The sequence below is a fragment of the Streptomyces aculeolatus genome (assembly GCF_020400605.1).
Taxonomy (GTDB): Bacteria; Actinomycetota; Actinomycetes; order Streptomycetales; family Streptomycetaceae; genus Streptomyces; species Streptomyces aculeolatus.
Map to the genome: position 1 here is coordinate 238974 of NZ_JAINRD010000008.1, position 19802 is coordinate 258775.

At 73.4% G+C, this 19802-nt stretch carries 18 protein-coding genes; 5 read left to right on the plus strand and 13 right to left on the minus strand.

The features are described from left to right. Positions 1-6 precede the first annotated feature (6 nt). The 4 genes from LG396_RS16825 to LG396_RS16840 all read right to left on the minus strand — a co-directional run bounded on the left by LG396_RS16825 (position 7) and on the right by LG396_RS16840 (position 2872). Positions 7-864 carry an SAM-dependent methyltransferase gene (locus LG396_RS16825; protein ID WP_225795367.1) on the minus strand — a complete coding sequence of 286 codons (858 nt, stop codon included), beginning with the start codon at positions 862-864 and terminating at the stop codon, positions 7-9. A gap of 184 nt (positions 865-1048) precedes the next feature. Then, positions 1049-1534: an SRPBCC family protein gene (locus LG396_RS16830; protein ID WP_225795368.1), complete on the minus strand. Its 486-nt coding sequence runs from the start codon at positions 1532-1534 to the stop codon at positions 1049-1051. Then, positions 1531-1875 (minus strand): ArsR/SmtB family transcription factor, encoded by a 345-nt coding sequence (locus LG396_RS16835; RefSeq protein WP_225795369.1) that lies wholly within the window; start codon positions 1873-1875, stop codon positions 1531-1533. The genes LG396_RS16830 and LG396_RS16835 overlap by 4 nt, the downstream gene beginning before the upstream one ends. A 52-nt stretch (positions 1876-1927) precedes the next feature. After that, entirely contained in the window at positions 1928-2872 is a 945-nt protein-coding gene (locus LG396_RS16840) for a LysR family transcriptional regulator (protein ID WP_225795370.1), read from the minus strand. 70 nt (positions 2873-2942) lie between these two features. On the opposite strand from LG396_RS16840, the gene LG396_RS16845 reads away from it, so the two are divergent. Further along, the gene (locus LG396_RS16845) at positions 2943-4046 is read left to right on the plus strand and encodes a TDT family transporter (protein ID WP_225795371.1); all 1104 of its coding nucleotides are present in this window, start codon (positions 2943-2945) and stop codon (positions 4044-4046) included. A gap of 4 nt (positions 4047-4050) precedes the next feature. Continuing rightward, complete coding sequence (locus tag LG396_RS16850) at positions 4051-4773, plus strand: helical backbone metal receptor (protein WP_225795372.1); 723 nt, start codon at positions 4051-4053, stop codon at positions 4771-4773. Positions 4774-4848: 75 nt separating this feature from the next. Here LG396_RS16850 and LG396_RS16855 read toward each other — a convergent pair whose 3' ends face one another. Next, positions 4849-7479 carry an ABC transporter permease/substrate binding protein gene (locus tag LG396_RS16855; RefSeq protein WP_225795373.1) on the minus strand — a complete coding sequence of 877 codons (2631 nt, stop codon included), beginning with the start codon at positions 7477-7479 and terminating at the stop codon, positions 4849-4851. Continuing rightward, complete coding sequence (locus tag LG396_RS16860) at positions 7472-8542, minus strand: quaternary amine ABC transporter ATP-binding protein (protein ID WP_078523976.1); 1071 nt, start codon at positions 8540-8542, stop codon at positions 7472-7474. The genes LG396_RS16855 and LG396_RS16860 overlap by 8 nt, the downstream gene beginning before the upstream one ends. Before the next feature lie 235 nt (positions 8543-8777). Here LG396_RS16860 and LG396_RS16865 point away from each other — a divergent pair, with 235 nt between their 5' ends. Beyond that, positions 8778-9689: a 5'-3' exonuclease gene (locus tag LG396_RS16865; protein ID WP_018836854.1), complete on the plus strand. Its 912-nt coding sequence runs from the start codon at positions 8778-8780 to the stop codon at positions 9687-9689. A 105-nt stretch (positions 9690-9794) separates the two neighbouring features. Next, complete coding sequence (locus LG396_RS16870) at positions 9795-10667, plus strand: siderophore-interacting protein (RefSeq protein WP_225795374.1); 873 nt, start codon at positions 9795-9797, stop codon at positions 10665-10667. A 36-nt stretch (positions 10668-10703) separates the two neighbouring features. Here LG396_RS16870 and LG396_RS16875 read toward each other — a convergent pair whose 3' ends face one another. The 4 genes from LG396_RS16875 to LG396_RS39730 all read right to left on the minus strand — a co-directional run bounded on the left by LG396_RS16875 (position 10704) and on the right by LG396_RS39730 (position 14263). Next, a complete protein-coding gene (locus LG396_RS16875; protein WP_225795375.1) occupies positions 10704-11480 on the minus strand; it encodes an ABC transporter permease in 777 nt (258 codons plus the stop codon). After that, entirely contained in the window at positions 11477-12508 is a 1032-nt protein-coding gene (locus LG396_RS16880) for an ATP-binding cassette domain-containing protein (protein WP_225795376.1), read from the minus strand. Before LG396_RS16880 ends, LG396_RS16875 begins: the two co-directional genes overlap by 4 nt. A 184-nt stretch (positions 12509-12692) precedes the next feature. After that, a complete protein-coding gene (locus LG396_RS16885) occupies positions 12693-13394 on the minus strand; it encodes a PadR family transcriptional regulator (RefSeq protein ID WP_018852852.1) in 702 nt (233 codons plus the stop codon). A gap of 623 nt (positions 13395-14017) precedes the next feature. Continuing rightward, positions 14018-14263, minus strand: a complete 246-nt coding sequence (locus LG396_RS39730; protein ID WP_225795392.1) for a hypothetical protein — start codon at positions 14261-14263, stop codon at positions 14018-14020. Positions 14264-14287: 24 nt separating this feature from the next. On the opposite strand from LG396_RS39730, the gene LG396_RS16895 reads away from it, so the two are divergent. Next, on the plus strand, positions 14288-14572 hold the full coding sequence (locus LG396_RS16895) for a prealbumin-like fold domain-containing protein (protein ID WP_372483515.1): 285 nt from the start codon (positions 14288-14290) through the stop codon (positions 14570-14572). Positions 14573-14602: 30 nt separating this feature from the next. Here LG396_RS16895 and LG396_RS16900 read toward each other — a convergent pair whose 3' ends face one another. From LG396_RS16900 to LG396_RS16910, 3 genes are all read right to left on the minus strand, one after another. Beyond that, entirely contained in the window at positions 14603-15289 is a 687-nt protein-coding gene (locus tag LG396_RS16900) for a L,D-transpeptidase (RefSeq protein ID WP_225795377.1), read from the minus strand. A 97-nt stretch (positions 15290-15386) separates the two neighbouring features. Continuing rightward, the gene (locus LG396_RS16905) at positions 15387-16868 is read right to left on the minus strand and encodes an oxidoreductase (protein WP_225795378.1); all 1482 of its coding nucleotides are present in this window, start codon (positions 16866-16868) and stop codon (positions 15387-15389) included. Positions 16869-16906: 38 nt separating this feature from the next. After that, the gene (locus tag LG396_RS16910; RefSeq protein WP_130455527.1) at positions 16907-19744 is read right to left on the minus strand and encodes a DEAD/DEAH box helicase; all 2838 of its coding nucleotides are present in this window, start codon (positions 19742-19744) and stop codon (positions 16907-16909) included. Positions 19745-19802: the final 58 nt, after the last annotated feature.

A 19802-nucleotide genomic window follows, 5' to 3' on the forward strand; every position in this document is an offset into this window, starting at 1 on the left:
CCGGCCTCAGCCGGCGGGCTTGCGGACGATGCCGCCGTACTCGTACACGGGCTTGCTGTGCTTCGTCGTGCCGAGGTAGGGCCTGAGGGACGGGTCGACGGGGGCCAGCGGCGGCTGGAACCGGTCGGGCCGCCAGTCGACGAGGTCCACGAGCCCGGGCTCGACCGGGTCCAGGCCCGCCACGAGGGCGTCGACCTCGGCGGGCGTCCGGGTCTGCCACGGGATGCCCTTGGCGCGGACGCTCTCCGTCATCGCGGCGCTGGTGGCGGGGTCGTCGGTCACCACCTGCGACAGGCAGACGCAGCTGCCGGGCCGCGCGCGGTCGAGCACGGCGCCGAGCACGCCGACGGGGTCGTCCTCGTCGGGTACGTGGTGCATGACCGACAGGTAGAGAACGGCGAGCGGTTCGTCGTAGTCGAGGAGCCGGGTGACGAGCGGGTCGTCGAGGATGGTGCCGGGGTCGCGGAGGTCGCCGTCGACGACGATGGTGGAGGCGTCCTCGGCGAGCAGCGCGCGGCCGTGGGCCAGGACGATGGGGTCGTTGTCGACGTACACGACGCGGGCGTCGGGGGTGAAGCGCTGGGCGACCTGGTGGACGTTGTTGTCCGTGGGCAGTCCGCAGCCCATGTCGAGGAACTGCCGGATGCCGGCCTCCTGCACGAGCCAGCGCACGGCCCGGTAGAGGAACTGCCGGTTCTCGCGGGTGATGTCGAGCCCGGCGGGGAACTCCTTGAGCTGCTTGAGGGCGAACTCCCGGTCGACGGCGTAGTTGTCCTTGCCGCCGAGGAGCCAGCCGTAGACGCGGGCGGACGTCGGCTGCTCGACCGACACGCCGGGTATGAAGGACTCGTCGTCTGCTGACACCACGTGCTCCCCGCGTCCACTCGACGCCTCGAAGATCGAGACAGGTTGGCACGAGGGTATCCCAGCGGCCCGCCCCCCGCAGGGGGTGCGGACGGCGGGGTGCGGGCGCCGCGGGGCGCCGGTACGCGCCCGCCGGGCGCGGCCGGGACGGGGCGGTGCCGAGCGCCCCGTCCCGGTGCGGCCGTCAGGCCGCCTGCGGGCCGAGGAGCGCGGCGAACCGGTCCAGGTACAGCGGCCAGCCGTCGTCGGAGCCGACGCCGTCCGCGACGGACCGCCAGCCGGGGCCGTGCCGCTCGATGCCCCGGTGCTCCAGCTCGACGCGGGTGCGGTCCGGGGTTTCCGCGACGAACCGGACCTCCACCTCGCTGGCGTTCTCCGGGTCGGCCTCCAACTGCCAGCTGGGGCCGATGTCCCAGCTGAACACCACCCGCACCGGCGGCTCGTACGCCAGCACGCGGGCCCAGCGGCACTCGCTGCCGTCCTCGGCCCGGTCGTAGATGTGGCCGCCCACCCGCGGCTCGAAGACGGTCTCGGCGATGGGCTTGCCGAGAAGGTTGTGCTCCGGCGGCTTGAAGTCGCCGAACCGCTCGGTGAAGGCGGTGAACGCCTTCTCCAGGGGTGCTGCGACGACCGTCTGCCGTCGCACCACGGGGTTGTCCCGCGTCGTCATGGCTTCTCCTCACGCTGGTCTCGTCCGCCGGTGCCGCGGCCTTCCGCGACATCCTCGTATCCGGTCAGGGCGCGGCTCCAGAACGTCTCCAGCTGGTCCCTGAGCGCGGCGACTCCCGCCGGGTCGAGCCGGTAGATCCGCCTCGTGCCCGCGGTGCGCTCCGTCACCAGTCCCGCGTTCTTGAGCACCTTCAGATGCTGAGAGACGGCCGGCCTGCTGACCGGCAGCTCCTCCGCGAGCTCTCCGACCGCGCGCTCCCGCTCGGCCAGGCAGGCGATGATCGCCCGCCTGGTGGGATCGCCCACCGCGCTCCACCCGTCGTCCGGTTCGTAAGTCGCCACGAACGGTAAGCATAGACTTACGAATACGCGAGCGCAAGGGAACCCGCCGCGGCTACGCGCCCTTCCCGGTCCGCGTCAGGGACAGCAGGTCCCTGGCCGGTCCTGACGGCCGCTGGCCCCGCGGCCACACCGCCCGCAGCGCCCGGGTCAGGTCCAGCCCCGACACCCCCACCGCCACCAGCCGCCGAGCCGCCACCTCGTCCGCCACCGCCAGCTCCGAGAGCACCGCGGGCCCCGCCCCCGTGACCGCCGCCGACTTCACCGCCGTCGTCGACGCCAGCTCCAGCAGCGGCACCCCCAGCCCGCCGTACGGGGCCAGCGCCTCGTCCAGCACCTGCCGGGTGCCCGACCCCTGCTCCCGCAGCACCAGCGCCGCCCCCGCCAGCTCCGCCGGCGGCAGCCCCCGCCGCCGGCGTGCCCACGGATGCGACGGCGCCACCACGACCAGCAGCCGGTCGTGCCCGATCACCGCGCCGTCCAGCCCCTCCGGCACCCCCGAGCCCTCCACGAACCCCAGGTCCGCCGCCCCGGCGCGGACCTGTGCCGCCACCGCCACCGAGTTCCCCGCCTGCAGCGACACCGCCGTCTCCGGCCGTGCCGCGCGCAGCGCGACCAGCCACCCCGGCAGCAGGTACTCCGCGACGGTCAGGCTCGCCGTCACCCGCAGCCGCGAGTCGCGCCGCCCGCGCAGCGCGGCCGCGCCCGCGTCGAACGCCTCCGCCGCCTCCACCACCCGCCGGGCCCACTCCGTCACCACGCCGCCCGCGTCCGTGAGCCGCGAGCCGGCCGGCGAGCGGTGGACGAGCGCGACGCCGAGCTGCCGCTCCATGGACCGGATGCGGGCGCTGGCGGCGGGCTGGCTCACGCCGACGGCCTTCGCCGCCCGCCCGAGGCTGCCCAGCCGGGCGACGGCGAGCAGCAGCTCCAGCGCCGCCAGGTCCGGCACCCGGCGGGCCAGCGACGGCTCCGGGGCATCCCCGGCCTCGTACTCACTCATAACCCCAGCTTATGAGCCGATAGCGGATCGGTCCCTACCGGCCGCCCGCCGCCCCGGCGAGGCTGGCGCCATGGCCGCCACCGCGCTCGTACGCCCCCGCCCCGCCACCCGCGCACACCGGCGGCTCTCCACCCGCGACCTCGGCCCCAACTGGTACGCGGGCGTCATGGGCACCGCCATCGTCGCCACCGCGGGTGCCGCGCTCGGCCTGCCGGCCGCCGCCCTCGTGCCCGTCTGGGCACTGTCGGCCGTCCTCCTCGCCGTGCTGCTGGCCGCGCGCGCCGTGCACTGGGCCCGGCACCCGGACCGCGCCCGCGAGCACCTTGCCGATCCCGCGGTCGCGCCGTTCTACGGGTGCCTGTCGATGGCCCTGCTCGCGGTCGGCGCCGCGACGACCGCCGTGGGCGGGCGGGCGACGGGCGCGGACGCGGCGTTCGCCGTGCACGCCGGGCTGTGGACGGCCGGTACCGCGGTGGGGCTGGCGGCCGCGGTCGCCGTGCCGTATCTGATGGTCGTACGCCACCGGGTGCGCCCCGGCGACGCCTCGCCGGTGTGGCTGCTGCCGGTCGTGGCGCCGATGGTGTCGGCCGCGACGGGCCCGGCGCTGGCCCCGCGGCTGCCGGCGGGGCAGTGGCGGGAGTCGCTGGTGCTGGGGTGCTTCGCGATGTTCGGGATGAGCCTGCTGGCGACGCTGCTGATCCTGCCGCTGGTCTTCGCCCGGCTGGTCGAGCGGGGGCCGCTGCCGCTCGCGCTGACACCGGCGCTGTTCCTGGTGCTGGGGCCGCTCGGGCAGTCGACGACGGCGGCGGGGGCACTGGCGGACGGCTCGGCGGCGGTGCCGGGGGCGTTCGCGACGCTGTACGGGGTGCCGGTGCTGGGGTTCGCGCTGCTGTGGCTGGCGGTGGCGGGCGCGATGGTCGTACGGGCGGCGCGGCGCGGCATGCCGTTCGCGCTGACCTGGTGGGCGTTCACGTTCCCGGTCGGCACGTGCGTGACGGGCGCGGTGGCCCTGGCGGAGCACACCGGACTCACGGCGTTCCGCGGGCTGGCAGTGCTGCTGTACGGGCTGCTGGTGGCGGCCTGGCTGACGGCCGCGGTGCGCACCGGGGCGGCGGTGGCCCGCGGCGGGCTGCTCGCGGCCCCGGCCCCGGTTCCGGAGCGGACCGTAGCCTGAGCGCATGGCGCGCAGACGTGTGGTGTCCCTGGTCCCGTCGCTGACCGAGGCGGTCGCCGTCTCGGCGCCCGGCGTCCTCGTCGGCGCCACCGACTGGTGCAGCCACCCGGCGGGGCTGGACGTCGCCCGGGTCCGGGGGACGAAGAACCCGGACGTCGAGCGGATCGTCGCGCTGGCCCCGGACCTGGTGGTCGCGAACGAGGAGGAGAACCGCGCGCCCGACCTCGCCGCGCTGCGGGCGGCGGGCCTGGAGGTGCTGGTCACCGAAGTCCGCACGCTGGAGCAGGCGTTCGCAGAGCTGGCCCGGGTGCTGGCGGCGTGCGGGGCGGCGGCGCGACCGGACTGGCTGGCCGCCGCGGAGGCGGCGTGGCGGGACGTACGGCCGCCGGCCGCGCGCCGGCCCGCGGTCGTGCCGGTGTGGCGGCGGCCGTGGATGGTGCTGGGCCGGCAGACGTTCGCCGGGGACCTGCTGGCGCGGCTGGGGGTGGCGAACGTGTACGCGGGGCACGCGGAGCGGTATCCGCGGGTGCCGCTCGCGGAGTTGCGGGGCAGCGGGGCGGAGCTGGTGGTGCTGCCCGACGAGCCGTACGCGTTCGCCGCCGACGACGGTCCGGAGGCGTTCCCGGGGCTGGCGGCGGCGCTGGTGAGCGGGCGGCATCTGACGTGGTACGGGCCGTCGCTGGCGCGGGCGCCCGAGGTGCTGGGCGCGGCGCTGCACGGGACGTGAGGAGCACACGCGCGGGCGCCCCGCCGCCCCCTCGGAAGGGGGCGGCGGGGCGCGGGCCGGTGAGGCTTCCTCCGGTCAGGACAGCGGTGCGATCCTGTCGATGACCTCGGGGTTGTCGTCCAGCCACTTGCGGGCGGACTCCTTCTCCTTGCCGGTGCCGCCGTTCTGGATCTCGACCTCCAGCGAGGACAGCTCCTCCTCGGAGAGCTTGAAGTCCTTCAGCCACTTGTGGAACTCCGGGAAGTCCTCGGCGAAGTCCTTCTTGGCCACGGTGTGGATGTCGTCGCCCTCGCCCCAGGCCCCCTTCGGGTCCTCCAGCTTGGTCAGGTCCCACTTGCCGTAGGCCCAGTGCGGCGACCAGAGCGTGACGACGATGGGCTCCTTCTTGTCGTACGCGCGCTCCAGCTCGGCGAGCATCGAGGAGGTGGACGAGGAGACGACCTCCCAGTCCTCCAGGCCGTACTCGTTGACGACCTTGTCCTGGAGGATCCCCATCATGCCGGCGCTGGCCTCGATGCCGATGATCTTCCCGTCGAACTCGCCCTTGTGGTCCTTCAGGTCCTCGAGGGACTTGATGTCCTTCATGTACGACGGGACGGACAACTCCAGCGTCGTCGGCCCGTACCACGAGCCGATATCGGTGAGGTCGTCGCCGAATCTCTCCCAGTACTGCTCGTGCGTGACCGGCAGCCAGGCGTCGAACTGCACGTCCATCTGGCCCTCGGCGAGCGCCGTGTAGAGCGGGCCGGGGTCGAGCTGCTTGACGTTGGTCTTGTAGCCGCGGTCCTCCAGCACGTTCTGCCACAGGTACGTGGAGGCGATGGCCTCGTCCCACGGGAAGTACCCGAGGTTCACGGTCTTGCCCGCGTCCTTGCCCTGGGTGCCGCCGCCGCTGCCGCCCTCGGGCAGCGGGGCGATCTTGTCGACGTAGCCCTTGTTCTGGTCCAGCCAGGCGCGGACGGCCTCCTGCTCCTTGCCCTCGCCGGCCTCGACGATCATCTCCTCCAGGCTGGTGAGCTCCTTCTCCTTCATGGTGAAGTCGCGCAGCCAGTCGGCGACGACGGGCTCGTCCTTCGCGAAGCCCTTGCGGGCGGTGGTGTGGACGTCGTCGCCGGAGCCCCAGGCGCCCTTCGGGTCCTCCAGCTTGGTCATGTCGAACTTGCTGTACGCCCAGTGCGGCGACCACAGCGTGACGACCACCGGCTCCTCGGCCGCGTACGCGCGCTCCAGCTCGGCGAGCATCGAGGACGTGGACGAGGAGACGACCTCCCAGTCCTCCAGGCCGTACTCGCCCACGACCTTGTCCTTCAGGATGCCCATCATGCCGGCGCTGGCCTCGATGCCGATGATCTTCCCGTCGAACTCGCCCTTGTGGTCCTTCAGGTCCTCGAGGGACTTGATGTCCTTCATGTACGACGGGACGGACAGCTCCAGCGTCGTGGGCCCGTACCAGGAGCCCATGTCCTCCATCTTGTCGCCGAACTTCTCCCAGTACTGCTCGTGGGTCACGGGCAGCCAGGCGTCGGTCTGGAAGTCGACCTGGCCCTCGGAGACGGCGGTGAAGAGCGGGCCCGGGTCGAGCTGCTTGGCCTCGGCCTTGAAGCCGCGCTGCTCCAGCACCTCCTTCCACAGGAAGGTGGAGGCGATGCCCTCGTCCCAGGGGATGTAGCCGATGTCGATCTGCCGGCCCTGGCCGACGTCCGTGGACGCGGCGGCCTCCTGCGTGGTGCCCTCGTCCTCGCTCTCGGCCAGGTTCAGGCCGCCGGCGAGCAGCGCCAGCACGACGATGCCGACGGTGGCGATCGCGGTGGTCGGCTTGTAGTGCAGGAACTTCCACCGGTCGACCGCGGCCGCGGTCTTGGCGAGCGCGCGCCGGCCGAGCGGCGAGACGCGCTGGTTGAGCGCGCCGGTCATCCGGTCCAGGTACATGGCGAGGATGACGACGACGAGGCCGCTCTCGAAGCCGGTGCCGATGGCGACCCGGGTGACGGCGTTGTAGACGACCTCGCCGAGGCCGCCGCCGCCGACCATGCCGGCGATGACGACCATCGACAGCGCGAGCATGATGACCTGGTTGACGCCGGCCATGATCGTCGGCAGCGCCAGCGGCAGCTGCACGCGGCGCAGGGTGTCGGCGGGCTTGGTGCCGAACGCCTCGGCGGCCTCGACGAGTTCCGCGTCGACCTGCCGGATGCCCAGCTCGGTCATGCGCACGCCGGGCGGCATCGCGAACACGATGGTGGCGATGATGCCCGGGGTGATGCCGATGGAGAAGAAGATGACGCCCGGGATCAGGTAGACGAAGGCGGGCATCGTCTGCATGAAGTCGAGCATCGGCCTGATGGCCGCGCTGACCACCTTGTTACGGGCCGCCCAGATGCCCAGCGGCACGGCGATCACCACGGTGATCGCGGTGGCGACCAGCACCATCGACAGGGTTTCCATGGCCTCGGGCCACAGTTGCACCGAGTCGATGACGGCGAATCCCGCGAACGCGAGCACCGCGGGCAGCGGGCCGCGCAGCCAGAAGGCGATCACGGCGAAGATGCCGGCCATGACGAGCGGTTCCGGCGCGTCGAGGACGGCGTTGACGCCGTCGTACATGCCGGTGAGGACCGTGTCGATGAAGTCGAAGAGCCAGCCGAGGTGGTCCTTGAGCCAGTCGACGACCGACTCGACCCGGGACCCGAAGTCGATCTCAGGCACCGGCGATCACCTTCTCGCCCTCGTCGTCGCCGGCCTGGTCGCCCAGGATGGACAGCAGCCGGCCGCGCTCCACGAGGCCGACGAGGTCGCCGTCGGCATCGGTGACGCCCACGGCGTCGTCGCCGGTCGCGAACGGGCCGAACAGCTCGGCGACGGGGGTGTCCTCGGTGACGCTGACGGGCGCCGCGGCGCGCAGCTCCTTCGGGGAGAGGCCGTCCTGCGGCTCCTCCATGATGGAGCCGGCGGTGAGCACCCGGGTGCGGTCGACGTCCTCGACGAAGCGGCGGACGTAGTCGTCCGCGGGCCGCACGAGGATGTCCTCGGGGCTGCCTATCTGGACGATGCGGCCGTCGCGCATGACGGCGATGCGGTCGCCCAGGCGCATGGCCTCGTTCAGGTCGTGGGTGATGAAGACGATGGTCTTCTTCAGCTTGGACTGCAGCTCGATGAGCTGGTCCTGCATGTCCCGCCGGATCAGCGGGTCGAGCGCGCTGAACGACTCGTCCATGAGGAGCAGGTCGGCGTCGGTGGCCAGGGCGCGGGCCAGGCCCACGCGCTGCTTCATGCCGCCGGACAGCTCGTCGGGCCAGTGGTGCTCCCAGCCCTTCAGGCCGGTCAGCTCCAGGGCCTCGGTGGCGCGCTTCTCGCGCTCCTGCCGGGGTATGCCCTGGACCTCGAGACCGTACGCGGCGTTCTCCAGGACGCTGCGGTGCGGGAAGAGCGCGAAGTGCTGGAAGACCATGCTGATCTTCTTGGAGCGCACCTCGCGCAGCTCGCGGTCCGTCAGCGACGTCAGGTCCTGGCCGTCGAAGAGCACCCGGCCCGACGTGGCGTCGAGCAGCCCGTTGAGCATGCGCAGCAACGTGGACTTGCCGGACCCGGAGAGGCCCATGACCACGAATATCTCGCCCGACTCGACGGTGAAGGAGGCGTCCACCACCGCCGCGGTTGTGCCCTTCTTGCGAAGTTTCTCCCGATCCTCGCCTGCCTCTAGCTTGGCGACCGCATCGTCTGGCCGTTTGCCGAACACCTTGTACAGGCGCTCCGCCTGGAGCCTGCTCACATACACCTCACGCCTCGAACGGAAAAATCGACCTGCCTCCCCCGTCGGCAGGTCGTGGAGTGACGCGGGTTCTGCCCTGATGCTTACCGAATTGTCCGTGTATAGACCATCGGTTCACTCCACTTCGGCCGCTGCCCAGGATCCCGGTGTCCAAACCATGGCGTGATCCAGTTCACATCGCGATCGCGTTTGGTCGCGGTGCATGCGGCATCATCAGGGGATGACCCGACGCCTGATGCTGCTCGACACGGCCAGCCTCTACTTCCGCGCGTACTTCGGCGTACCGGAATCGGTCACGGCCCCCGACGGCACCCCCGTGAACGCCGTGCGGGGGCTGCTCGACTTCATCTCCCGGCTCGTCGCCGACCACCGCCCCGACGACCTCGTCGCCTGCATGGACGCCGACTGGCGGCCGCAGTGGCGGGTGGACCTCATCCCCTCGTACAAGGCGCACCGGGTCGCCGAGGAGCACCCCGGCGAGGCGGAGGCGGACGAGGAGGAGGTGCCGGACACGCTGTCGCCGCAGGTGCCGGTCATCGAGGAGGTGCTGGACGCCCTCGGCATCGCGCGGGTGGGAGTGGCCCCGTACGAGGCGGACGACGTGATCGGCACCCTGACCGCGCACGCGACCGGGCCGGTCGACATCATCACCGGCGACCGCGACCTGTTCCAGCTGATCGACGACGCCCGCGGGGTACGGGTGGTCTACCCCGTGAAGGGCGTCGGCAACGCCACCGTCATGGACGGCGCGGCGCTGCGCGAGAAGTACGGCGTCGACGGCTCCGGCTACGCCGACCTCGCGCTGCTGCGCGGCGACCCGAGCGACGGCCTGCCGGGCGTACCGGGGATCGGCGAGAAGACCGCGGCCAAGCTCCTCGACGCCTACGGCGACCTCGCCGGCATCATGGCCGCCGTCGACGACCCGGCCTCGCGGCTCACCCCGGCGCAGCGGCGCCGGCTGGCCGAGGCGCGGCCGTACGTCGAGGTGGCGCCGAAGGTGGTCCGGGTGGCGGCCGACGTGCCGCTGCCGGCGTACGACCCGGAGCTGCCGCGGACGCCGCTGGACCCCGAGCGGCTGGCGGCGCTGGCGAAGCAGTGGGGGCTCGGGGGCTCGCTGGAGCGGCTGCTGACGACGCTGCGCGGCTGACGGCGCGGCCCGGCGTGGGGTGCGCCCGGCGGTGCCGGGCCGCGGAGCGGGGCGACGGGGTGTAGGTTAGGTAACCCTAACTTGACTCTCGTCCCGGAGGTTCACGTGGCAGACCGCCCCGCCGGCCGGAAGCGCCAGGTCCACACCGCCCGCGTGGTGCGCACCGAGCAACTCACCCCGCACATGGTGCGCGTGGTCCTCGGCGGCGACGAGCTGTCCGGGTTCACGGCGGGCGAGTGGACCGACCACTACGTCAAGCTCCTCTTCCCCGCGCCGGGCGCGGCCTACCCCGAGCCGTACGACCTGGACGCCATCCGCCGCGACCTGCCCCGTGACCGCTGGCCCGTGATGCGCACGTACACCGTGCGCGCCTGGGACGCCAAGGCCCGGGAGCTGGCGCTGGACTTCGTCGTGCACGGCGAGGCGGGCGTGGCCGGGCCCTGGGCGCAGCGCGCCCGGCCGGGCGACGTGGTGCGCTTCCTCGGCCCCGGCGGGGCCTACGCGCCGAGCCCGGCGGCCGACTGGCACCTGCTGGCGGGCGACGAGAGCGCGCTGCCGGCCATCGCCGCCTCGCTGGAGCGGGTGCCCGACGGCGCCGTGGCGCAGGTGCTGATCGAGGTCGCCGACGCGGCCGAGCGGCAGCCCCTGGCGGCCCCCGAGGGCGCCGGCGTCACCTGGCTGTACCGGGACGGCCGGCCGGTGGGCCGGGCGCTCGTGGAAGCGGTGAAGGCGCTGGAGTTCCCGCCGGGCCGGGCGCAGGTCTTCGTGCACGGCGAGGCCGGGATGGTCAAGGAGCTGCGCCGGCACCTGCGGATGGAACGGCAGGTGCCGCGCGAGCAGTTGTCGATCTCCGGCTACTGGAGGGTCGGCCACGACGAGGACGGCTGGCAGTCCTCGAAGAAGCAGTGGAACGAGGCCGTCGAGCGCGAGCAGGAGGGCCGGGAGGGTGCGGAGCCCGCCGCCGGCTCCGCACCCTGAGACCCGCTCGGTCCTCCGCCCGGACCGCCGGGCCCCTCAGACCGAGCGCTGGTACGTACGGAACGTACGGGTGGACAGCAGCACCGCCGCCACCGCCACCGCGAGCAGCGCGCCGCCCCGCCCCAGCACCTCGCCCCAGTCGGGGTCCGCGGACAGCGCGCCCCGGCCGGCCACCACCGCCCAGTCGACGGGGTTGAAGTCGGCGACGTGCCGCATCCAGGACGGCATCAGCGCCGGCGCCATGAACGACGAGGACAGGAACGTCAGCGGCAGCAGCAAGAAGGTGTTGATGCCGATGATCGACTCCCGCTGGCGCACCATCATGCCGATCGCGTTGGACATCGCGCCGAAGACGGTGCCCAGCAGGATCGCGGCGACCACCAGCACGAGCAGCCCGGCGGCCCCGCCCGCGTAGTCGGCGCCGGCGACCAGCCCCAGCAGGATGATCACCACCGCCTGCACGAGCACGCTGAGACCGTTGTTGATCACATTGGCGTTCATCAGCGCCCCGCGGTTGACCGGAGTGGTCAGGAACCGGTTGAGCGTGCCGCGCTCGATCTCCTCCAGCGTGCCCATACCGGCCCACATGCTGGAGCTGAGCGCGGTCATCACCACCACGCCGGGGACCAGGTAGTCCAGGTACGAGCCGGTGCCGAAGCCCGGCAGGTCGGTGATCCGGCGGAACAGGTTGCCGAAGAGGAAGAGCCAGATCACCGGCTGGAGCAGGGTGATCAGCAGGTACGCCGGCTGCCGTACGAACGCGGTCAGCTGACGCTGCGTCATGTACCAGGTCTGGGCCGCCGCGGCGCTCATCGCGCACCCCCCGCGACCGCCGGGGCGGCCGTCCGCGGGGCGCCGGCGCCCGCGCCGTCCGCCTCGGCGAACCGGCGCCCGGCGTAGCGCAGGTACACGTCGTCCAGCGACGGCCGGGCGACGGTGACCGCGGCCACCTCCGCGCCCTGGCGCTCCAGCGCGGTCAGCACCCGCGGCACGGCGGCGGCGCCGTCCGCCGCCCGGGCGCTCAGCCGGCGCCCGTCGAGCGCCACCTCGCGTACGCCCGCGAACTCGGTGAGCGCGGCCCGCAGCAGTCCGGCGTCCACCTCCCCCGGCGCGACGGCGAGTTCGACGTGCACGGCGTCGCCGCGCAGTTCGCCCTTGAGCGCCTCGGGTGTGCCCTCGGCGACCACGCGCCCGCGGTCGACGACGGCGACGCGCCCGGCGAGCCGGTCGGCCTCGTCCAGGTAGTGCGTGGTCAGCACGATCGTGAGCCCCTCGCCGCCGGCGAGCCGGGCGATCTCCTCCCACATCGCCGTACGGGCCTCGGGGTCCAGGCCCGTCGTCGGCTCGTCCAGGAACAGCACCTCGGGCCGGTGCACCAGGCCCAGCGCCACGTCGAGGCGCCGCTGCATGCCGCCGGAGTAGCCGCGCACCAGCCGGCTCCCGGCGGCGGCCAGGTCGAAGCGCTCCAGCAGTTCGTCGGCGCGCCTGCCGAGCGGGGCGCCGCGCAGCCCGTACAACCGGCCCTGCAGCAGCAGGTTCTCGCGTCCCGTCGCCATCGGGTCGGCGCCCGACTTCTGCGCCACGACGCCGATCGCGCGCCGGACCCGGCCGGGGCGGCGCAGCACGTCGTGGCCGGCGACGGCGGCGGTGCCGCCGTCGGGCCTGGCCAGGGTGGTGAGGATCTTGACGGTGGTGGACTTGCCGGCGCCGTTCGGGCCGAGCAGTCCGAAGACCGTGCCGGCCGGGACGGCCAGGGACATGCCGTCCAGGGCCGTGACGTCGTGGGGATAGGTCTTTCTCAGCTCGCGCGCCTCGACGGCGAGCGTCCCGTTCCCGGGCATGGCGAACTCCGCTCTCGCACGGTGTGCGTGGGTTCTGCCGGACGATCGGCGAAAGCGGAGCCTGGCTATCCTGGGGTGTGCCGCACCTCGACGCCTGGCGCCTGCCCTCGCGCAGGTCCGGATGTTCGGGGTCCGTCCCGGCGGGCTGTTGGCGCAGCCCGCCGGGACGCTTCTTCCGGGGGCGCTACGGGCCCCTCCTCGCGTCCTGCGTCTCCTGCGCGGCGCCGGGCGTCCCGCCCGCGCCGCCGGGCAACTCCTCCTCCGCATCCCGCCATTCGGCCGGCATCTCACCGGTCTCGTGCCACGCGCGCCACTCCGCGACGCCGCTGAGGGAGCCGTCCGCCAGCTCCGCCAGCAGGCCGCGCAGCCATGCGGCCTCGGCCTCCAGCATGTGCGCCTGGTACTCCGTCTCGACGACGAAGACGCGCGGCAGCGTCTCGTACAGCTTCGCCAGCGCGCCGCGCAGCCCCGCCGCCGTGATCTCCTGCCGCGCGAGCCGCGTCTGCAGGGCCTCGACCGCCTCGTCCGGCGGCAGCACACCGAGCAGGGAGAGGGCGGCCTCGAAGTGCGGGTACTCCCGGCGGGGGGCGGCGACGATCTCCGTGAGCCAGTCGTGCATCTCCTCTCGGCCGGCGTCGGTGATGGCGTAGACCGTGCGCTCCGGCCGGTTCCCCTGCTTCTGCACCCCGGCGGCGGCGACGAAGCCGTGCTTCTCCAGGTTCTGCACCACGGTGTAGAGGGAGCCGAAATTGATCTTGATGCTCTCCTCCTTGCCGCGCTGCCGCAGCAGCTGGGCGATCTCGTACGGGTGCATCGACCGCTCGGCGAGGAAGGCCAGCACGGCCAGGGCCAGCGGGTTGCTCAGCTTCCGCCGCTTCGAGGACACGAGCCCTCCCCTCCGTTTTGTCCGGCACCGTATATTCGTGGCCGAACATATCGCGTGTTTCGCGAGCCCGTCAAGACGAGATGTATCGCGAATTCGCGGCCGAGTCCAGGCGAGTGGCGGCGGCCCCTGGTCCTTTGCAGTGCTCTTCGGTCCGGCCCGGGAGCCGACGCCGACCTCGCCGATGTTGTAGATCTGGCTGGCCTCGGGGCTCTTGTCCATGTCGAAGTCGTCGAGCACGACGATGCGGCCCTCGGCCTCGGCGGCCCGCTCGCGGACGAGGTAGTCCTGGCCGACGTAGATGTTGATCGCGTCGTCCCGGTAGGTGAGGGGGCCGTTGTTGACGGGCGGGTAGCCGTCGGGCGGACAGGCGCCCGGCACGCACGGCCCGAGCCCGCCCGGCAGCGGCGCGGCCAGCGCCGCGGTCGCCGGGGTCGCCGGGGTCGCCGGCGTCGTGGTGCCGCGTACGGGGTCGGGTGCGGGGGCTTCGGCGGCGCTCGCGGCGGTCACGGCGGGGGCCGCGGCGATCGCCAGTGCGCAGGCCGCCGGCGCCAGCCGGCGTCTGAGAAGACGGGTGATCTGCATACGTACGGACTCCATGGGGGTGGGGGGTCGTCGCGCCAGGCTCACACGCGGTGCTCCGCCGCCCGCGCCGCCCGGCGCGGCGTCGCGCCCTCCCCCGGCTCGGACTGGCTGACCACCGGCGGCGACATCAGGATCGCCGACGGCAAGCGGCTGCTCGCCGAGCGCGGCGTGGTCCGCCACGCCGGCACGGTCACGGGGCAGGTCAACTCCACGCTGGAGCAGGACGACAACGCCACCGCCCCGTACGTCGGACCGGCGGGATCACCCTCGTCAAGACGGACGAGCACGACGGGAGCCCCCTCGCCGGCGCGGTGTTCCAGCTCTGGCGCGAGACCAACGGCGTCGACGGCCTGCAGACCGGCGGAGCCGACCCGGACACCCGGATGGGCTCCGCCTGTGCCACCGACAGCCGCGGCCGGTGCGGGTTCGGTGACCTGGAGTACGGCGAGTACTACCTCCAGGAGACCGCCGTCCCCGACGGCTACCGGATCCCGGAGGACCGCGTCAGCGGCCCGTACGAGGTGACCGGGGTGAACGCCGGGGAGGGCGTCACCGTCGAGCTGGACAACAAGCGCGACGACAGCGGCAAGAAGTAGCCGCGACCCGGTCCGGGCACGGTGCGGCGCTCAGCCGCCCGTGCCCGGCTTCGTGCCCCAGACGTAGACGTGGTCCTCGTCGCGCAGCAGGTCCCACAGCGCCTCCGCGTCCGCGAGCGTGAGGTTCACACAGCCGCCGGAGCCCGAGGAGAACAGGTCGTCCTCCGTGCCGTGCAGGGCCTGGCCGCCGTCGAAGAACTGGGCGTACAGCATGGGGACGTTGTAGATGGTGGAGAAGTGGTCGATGTTGCGCCAGTAGATCCGGTGCCACCCGCCCCGGGTCTCCAGCCCGTCGCGGCCCGTGCGCACCGGCACCGGGTCGAAGACCAGCCCCTCGTCCTGCTGCACCCACAGCAGCTGCCTGTTCAGGTCCACGCACGTCACGCGGTACGCACGCGCGGGGCAGCCGCCGCGCTCCGCGGGATCGCGGCGGACGCGGTCGGCGAGCACGTAGCGGTACGTCCGCAGGTCGGCGCGGCCGTCGGCCGGGCTGATGCCCAGGTGCCGCTGCAGCTCCCGGATCGCGGCGCAGTCCTCCGGGCTCTGCCGGCCGTCGGCTTCGAGTCCCAACTCCTCCTCCAGCTCCCGCTGGTACGGGGCGGTGCCCGCCGTGCACGGCGGCTCTTCGCGGGGGGCCGTGGCGGCGTTCGGTGCGGCCACGAGTACGGACAGGGCGGCGGTGGAGACCGCCGCGGAACAGAGTCTGGTCCAACGCATGGCTCACAGGGTCACGGCCCGCGGCGGGCCGGCGGCGCAACACCCCGTGCCCCTCCCACGTTCGGGGCAGCGGCGTCACCCCGCCACGGCGGGGCCGCTACGTGCGCTCCAGGGTCCGCGTCACCCCGGCCACCAGCGCCGTGGTCAGCAGCCAGCCGGTGGCGACGAGGACGTACGACAGGATCTCCGCCGGGCCGCCGGACATGTACCAGGAGTCGCGCTGGCCCAGTCCCCCGACGGGGATCAGCAGATCCAGCGCGTAGACGACGGGCTGGAACTCCGGGCCCTCGCCCTCGCGTACGCGCCTGCCGTCCCCCGCGGCGAAGACCAGGCTGCCCAGCAGCGTGAGCGCCGCCAGCCACAGCCCGGCCAGCCAGGGGCGGTAGCCGAAGCCGACCGTCCCGTCGAGCAGCAGGCTCCAGGCGCGGCCCGCGGGGCGCAGGATGCGGCGGCGGGCGCGCTGCTTCGCGAGGAGGACGCGGCGGGCGTCGTCGACGTGGCCGATCTGCCGGTACCAGGCCGCGAGCTGCTCGTACGGCTGCGGGGCGTAGCCCGCGCCGCGCCGTATCCAGTCGAGCCGGCGAGGTACGGAGTCGTTGCCGGCGGCATCCGCCGACTGGATGGAACCGTAGGAGAACCCGTCGAGGAGGACAATCGGCGGCCAGCTCCGCAGGTCGTCGTGGAGCGTGGTCACCTGCGTGCCGTCGAGTGAGACCGGACCGGCGGGCCGGACGGCGGGCGTGAAGCGGAAGTCGGCGGCCCGCATCCGTGCGCAGTCGATCCCGGTGCAGTCGCCGAGCCGCGCCGCGTCGAAGGTGAGCAGGTCGGCCAGGTGCGCGCCGCGCAGCTCCAGGCGGCCCGCGGGGGCGAAGCCGTCGGCGAGCCGGACGATGGTGGCCTCGGCGTGGTCGAGGACGAGCGCGAGGCCGTCCGCGGCGCCGATCCGGGCGCCGTCGAGGAAGAGCCCGCCGGACAGGCGGGCGCCGATGAGCCGTATCCCGCCGCCACCGGTGAAGCCGTGGGTGCAGAACACCGCCCCGTCGACCTCCAGCCCGCCGGCGAACAGGGACCAGCCGTTCTCGCCGGTCAACCGGGCGCCGTGCAGGAGGAGTTCACCGCTGATCCGGGCGTTGGTCGCGAGCAGGGCACCGGCGACGCGGCTGCGCCGCACCGACAGCACGCCCTCGACCCGGGCGAGCCGGGCGTCGACGCGGGGCAGCACGCTGTCGTCGAGGTGGACGCTGGCGGTGGTGGCCGAGGTGAGGACGACCTCCTCGTGCAGGAAGCAGTGCTCCAGCCGTATCCGGTGGGCCGTCTCCGCCCCCGTCAGGTCCAGCGCCCCGGTGATCCGCGCCCCCGCCAGCCGCAGCGCGGCTATGGCGCCCGGCTGCGGCGGGTGCGCGCCCAGCAGCAGCGCGGCGAGGACCGCGGCCCGTACCGTACGCTCCGGCCCCCAGCCCGCACCGCCGGCGGGGTCGTCGCGTTCCGCGTCGCCGGTGCGCAGGTCCACCGCGCGGCCTTCGGGGAACGCGGCCCACAACTCCCGCTCCGGGGGCGTCAGATCGTCGTAGGAGATCACCCGGGAAGGGTAGTGCCCGCCCGCCGGAGCGGTCCTGCTCAGCCCACCGAGCTGTACGCCACGACGCCGCGCAGCAGCTTGTCGACCGCCTTGCGGGCGCTGCCCCCGACCGTCCCCTCGGGGTCGGCCGCGGCGGACAGCTGCCCGAGCACGTCGATCAGTTGCTTGCACCAGCGCACGAAGTCGCCGGGCGGCATGTCCGCCTCGCGCAGCACCTCGTCCAGGCCGGCCCCGGACGCCCACTGGTACGCGGCCCAGGCGAAGCCGAGGTCCGGCTCCCGCTGGCCGACGCCCTCGGTCTGGCTGATGCGGTGCTCCTCCTCCAGGGCGTCGAGCCGGCCCCAGATGCGCACCATGTCGCCCAGGGCCCGCTTGGCGCCGCCGCCGGGGAGCTTCGGCGCCATGGCGTCGTCGGACTGCCGGGCCTCGTAGACCAGCGCGGAGGCGCAGGCGGCCAGCTCGGCGGGGCCCAGACCCTCCCAGACGCCCTCGCGCAGGCACTCGGAGGCCAGCAGGTCCAGCTCGCCGTAGAGCCGGGCGAGGCGGCGGCCGTCCTCGGTGACCTGCTCGCCGCCGCGCTCCTCCGCGATGTAGCCCAGCTCGGTGAGCAGCGCGTAGACCCGGTCGAAGGTGCGGGCGATGGTGTTCGTCCGGCCCTCGATACGGCGCTCCAGCTGGTGGGTGTCGCGCAGCAGCCGGTGGTAGCGCTCGGCCCAGCGGGCGTGGTCCTCGCGCTCGTCGCAGCCGTGGCAGGGGTGGGCGCGGATCGCCTTGCGCAGCCGGGCGATCTCGGTGTCGTCGGCGGCGGGGGCGCGCTCCTTGCGGTGCCGGCGCGGCTCCAGGTGCCCCGCCTTGGTGCGCAGCGCGGAGGCCAGGTCGCGCCGGGACTGCGGGCTCTTGGGGTTGAACGACTTGGGGATGCGCATCCGCTCCAGCGGCTCCACCGGCACCGGGAAGTCCATCGCGGCCAGCCGCTTGACCTGCCGTGCGGCGGTGAGCACCAGCGGGCGGGGGCCGTCGTGCTGCTCGAGACCGCGGTGGCCGTTGGTGCGGCCGGCGGGCGTGCCGGGGTCGAGGACGAGGGCGAGGCCCGCGAACTTGCCGGTGGGCACGTGGATCACGTCACCGGGGCGGAGCTTCTCCAGCGAGCCCGCGGCGGCGGCGCGGCGCTGCGCGGCGCCCTGGCGGGCCAGCTCCGTCTCGCGGTCCTTCAGGTCGCGGCGCAGCCGCGCGTACTCCTCGAAGTCACCGAGGTGGCAGGTCATCGCCTCGCGGTAGCCCGACAGGCCCTCCTCGTTCTTCTGCACCTGGCGGGAGATGCCGACGACGGACTTGTCCGCCTGGAACTGCGCGAAGGACATCTCCAGCAGCTCGCGCGTACGGTGCCGGCCGAACTGGGCGACGAGGTTGACCGCCATGTTGTACGAGGGGCGGAAGGAGGAGCGCAGCGGATACGTCCGGGTGCCGGCCAGGCCCGCCACGTACTCCGGGCTCATGCCGCGCTGCCACAGCACCACCGCGTGGCCCTCGATGTCGATGCCGCGGCGGCCCGCGCGGCCGGTCAGCTGCGTGAACTCGCCGGGCGTGACGTCGGCGTGGGTCTCGCCGTTCCACTTCACCAGCTTCTCCAGCACGACCGAGCGCGCCGGCATGTTGATGCCCAGGGCCAGCGTCTCGGTCGCGAACACCGCCTTGACCAGGCCCTTGGCGAACAGCTCCTCGACGACCTCCTTGAACGTCGGCAGCATCCCGGCGTGGTGCGCGGCGATGCCCCGCTCCAGGGCCTCCAGCCAGTCGAAGTAGCCCAGCACGTGCAGGTCTTCGCGGGGGATCGCCGCCGTGCGCAGCTCGGCGATCTCGCGGACCGCGGCGCGCTCCTCCTCGTCGTTGAGCCTGAGGCCCGCGTAGAGGCACTGCTGTACGGCGCCCTCGCAGCCGGCACGGCTGAAGATGAACGTGATCGCCGGCAGCAGCGCCTCGGCGTCCAGCCGCTCGATGACGTCGACCCGGCTGGGCGTCCAGACCCGGGAGCGGGAGCGGCGCTCGCGCTCCCGGTCCGCCTCGCGGCCCCGGCCGCGGCGGCGCTCGCGGGGGCCGGACGGGCGGGAGTACTCCTGCCGGGCCAGCCGCAGCAGGTCGGGGTTGACCGCCTTGGCGGGCTCCTGCCGGCCGCCGGCGGCGGTGCGCTCCTCGAACAGGTCGTACATCCGGCGGCCGGCCATCACGTGCTGCCACAGGGGCACGGGGCGGTGCTCGGAGACGATGACGGCGGTGTCGCCGCGCACGGTGTCGAGCCAGGCGCCGAACTCCTCGGCGTTGGAGACCGTCGCCGACAGGGAGACCAGGGTGACGGACTCCGGGAGGTGGATGATCACCTCTTCCCAGACGGCGCCGCGGAAGCGGTCGGAGAGGTAGTGCACCTCGTCCATGACCACGTAGCCCAGGCCGAGGAGGGTCTGGGAGCCCGCGTACAGCATGTTCCGCAGCACCTCGGTGGTCATGACGATCACCGGGGCGTCGGAGTTGATGGTGTTGTCGCCGGTCAGCAGGCCGACGTTCGCGGGGCCGTAGCGCCGGACGAGGTCGCCGTACTTCTGGTTGGACAGCGCCTTGATGGGCGTCGTGTAGAAGCACTTGCGGCCCTGCTCCAGGGCGAGGTGCACGGCGAACTCGCCGACGACCGTCTTGCCGGAGCCGGTGGGCGCCGCGACCAGCACGCCGCGGCCGTCCTCCAGGGCCCGGCAGGCGTCGAGCTGGAAGGGGTCGAGCGCGAACTCGTACAGCCCGCGGAAGGAGCCGAGTGCGGTGGCTTCCTCGGCGGCCCGGCGGCGGTGCGCCGCGTACGCCTCGGCGGGAGGGATGTGCTCGTCGGTCATCGTGAGTACGAGCCTACCGGGCAGCACCGACAGCGCACCCGATCTTTACGGACCCCCC

Coding starts and splice junctions, on each gene's coding strand:
- LG396_RS16910 (WP_130455527.1), bottom strand. CDS start 19,744: ATGACCGACGAGCACATCCCTCCCGCCGAGGCGTACGCGGCGCACCGC.
- LG396_RS16880 (WP_225795376.1), bottom strand. CDS start 12,508: ATGCCCGGGAACGGGACGCTCGCCGTCGAGGCGCGCGAGCTGAGAAAG.
- LG396_RS16900 (WP_225795377.1), bottom strand. CDS start 15,289: ATGCGTTGGACCAGACTCTGTTCCGCGGCGGTCTCCACCGCCGCCCTG.
- LG396_RS16850 (WP_225795372.1), top strand. CDS start 4,051: ATGGCGCGCAGACGTGTGGTGTCCCTGGTCCCGTCGCTGACCGAGGCG.
- LG396_RS16845 (WP_225795371.1), top strand. CDS start 2,943: ATGGCCGCCACCGCGCTCGTACGCCCCCGCCCCGCCACCCGCGCACAC.
- LG396_RS16865 (WP_018836854.1), top strand. CDS start 8,778: ATGCTGCTCGACACGGCCAGCCTCTACTTCCGCGCGTACTTCGGCGTA.
- LG396_RS16875 (WP_225795375.1), bottom strand. CDS start 11,480: ATGAGCGCCGCGGCGGCCCAGACCTGGTACATGACGCAGCGTCAGCTG.
- LG396_RS16840 (WP_225795370.1), bottom strand. CDS start 2,872: ATGAGTGAGTACGAGGCCGGGGATGCCCCGGAGCCGTCGCTGGCCCGC.
- LG396_RS16830 (WP_225795368.1), bottom strand. CDS start 1,534: ATGACGACGCGGGACAACCCCGTGGTGCGACGGCAGACGGTCGTCGCA.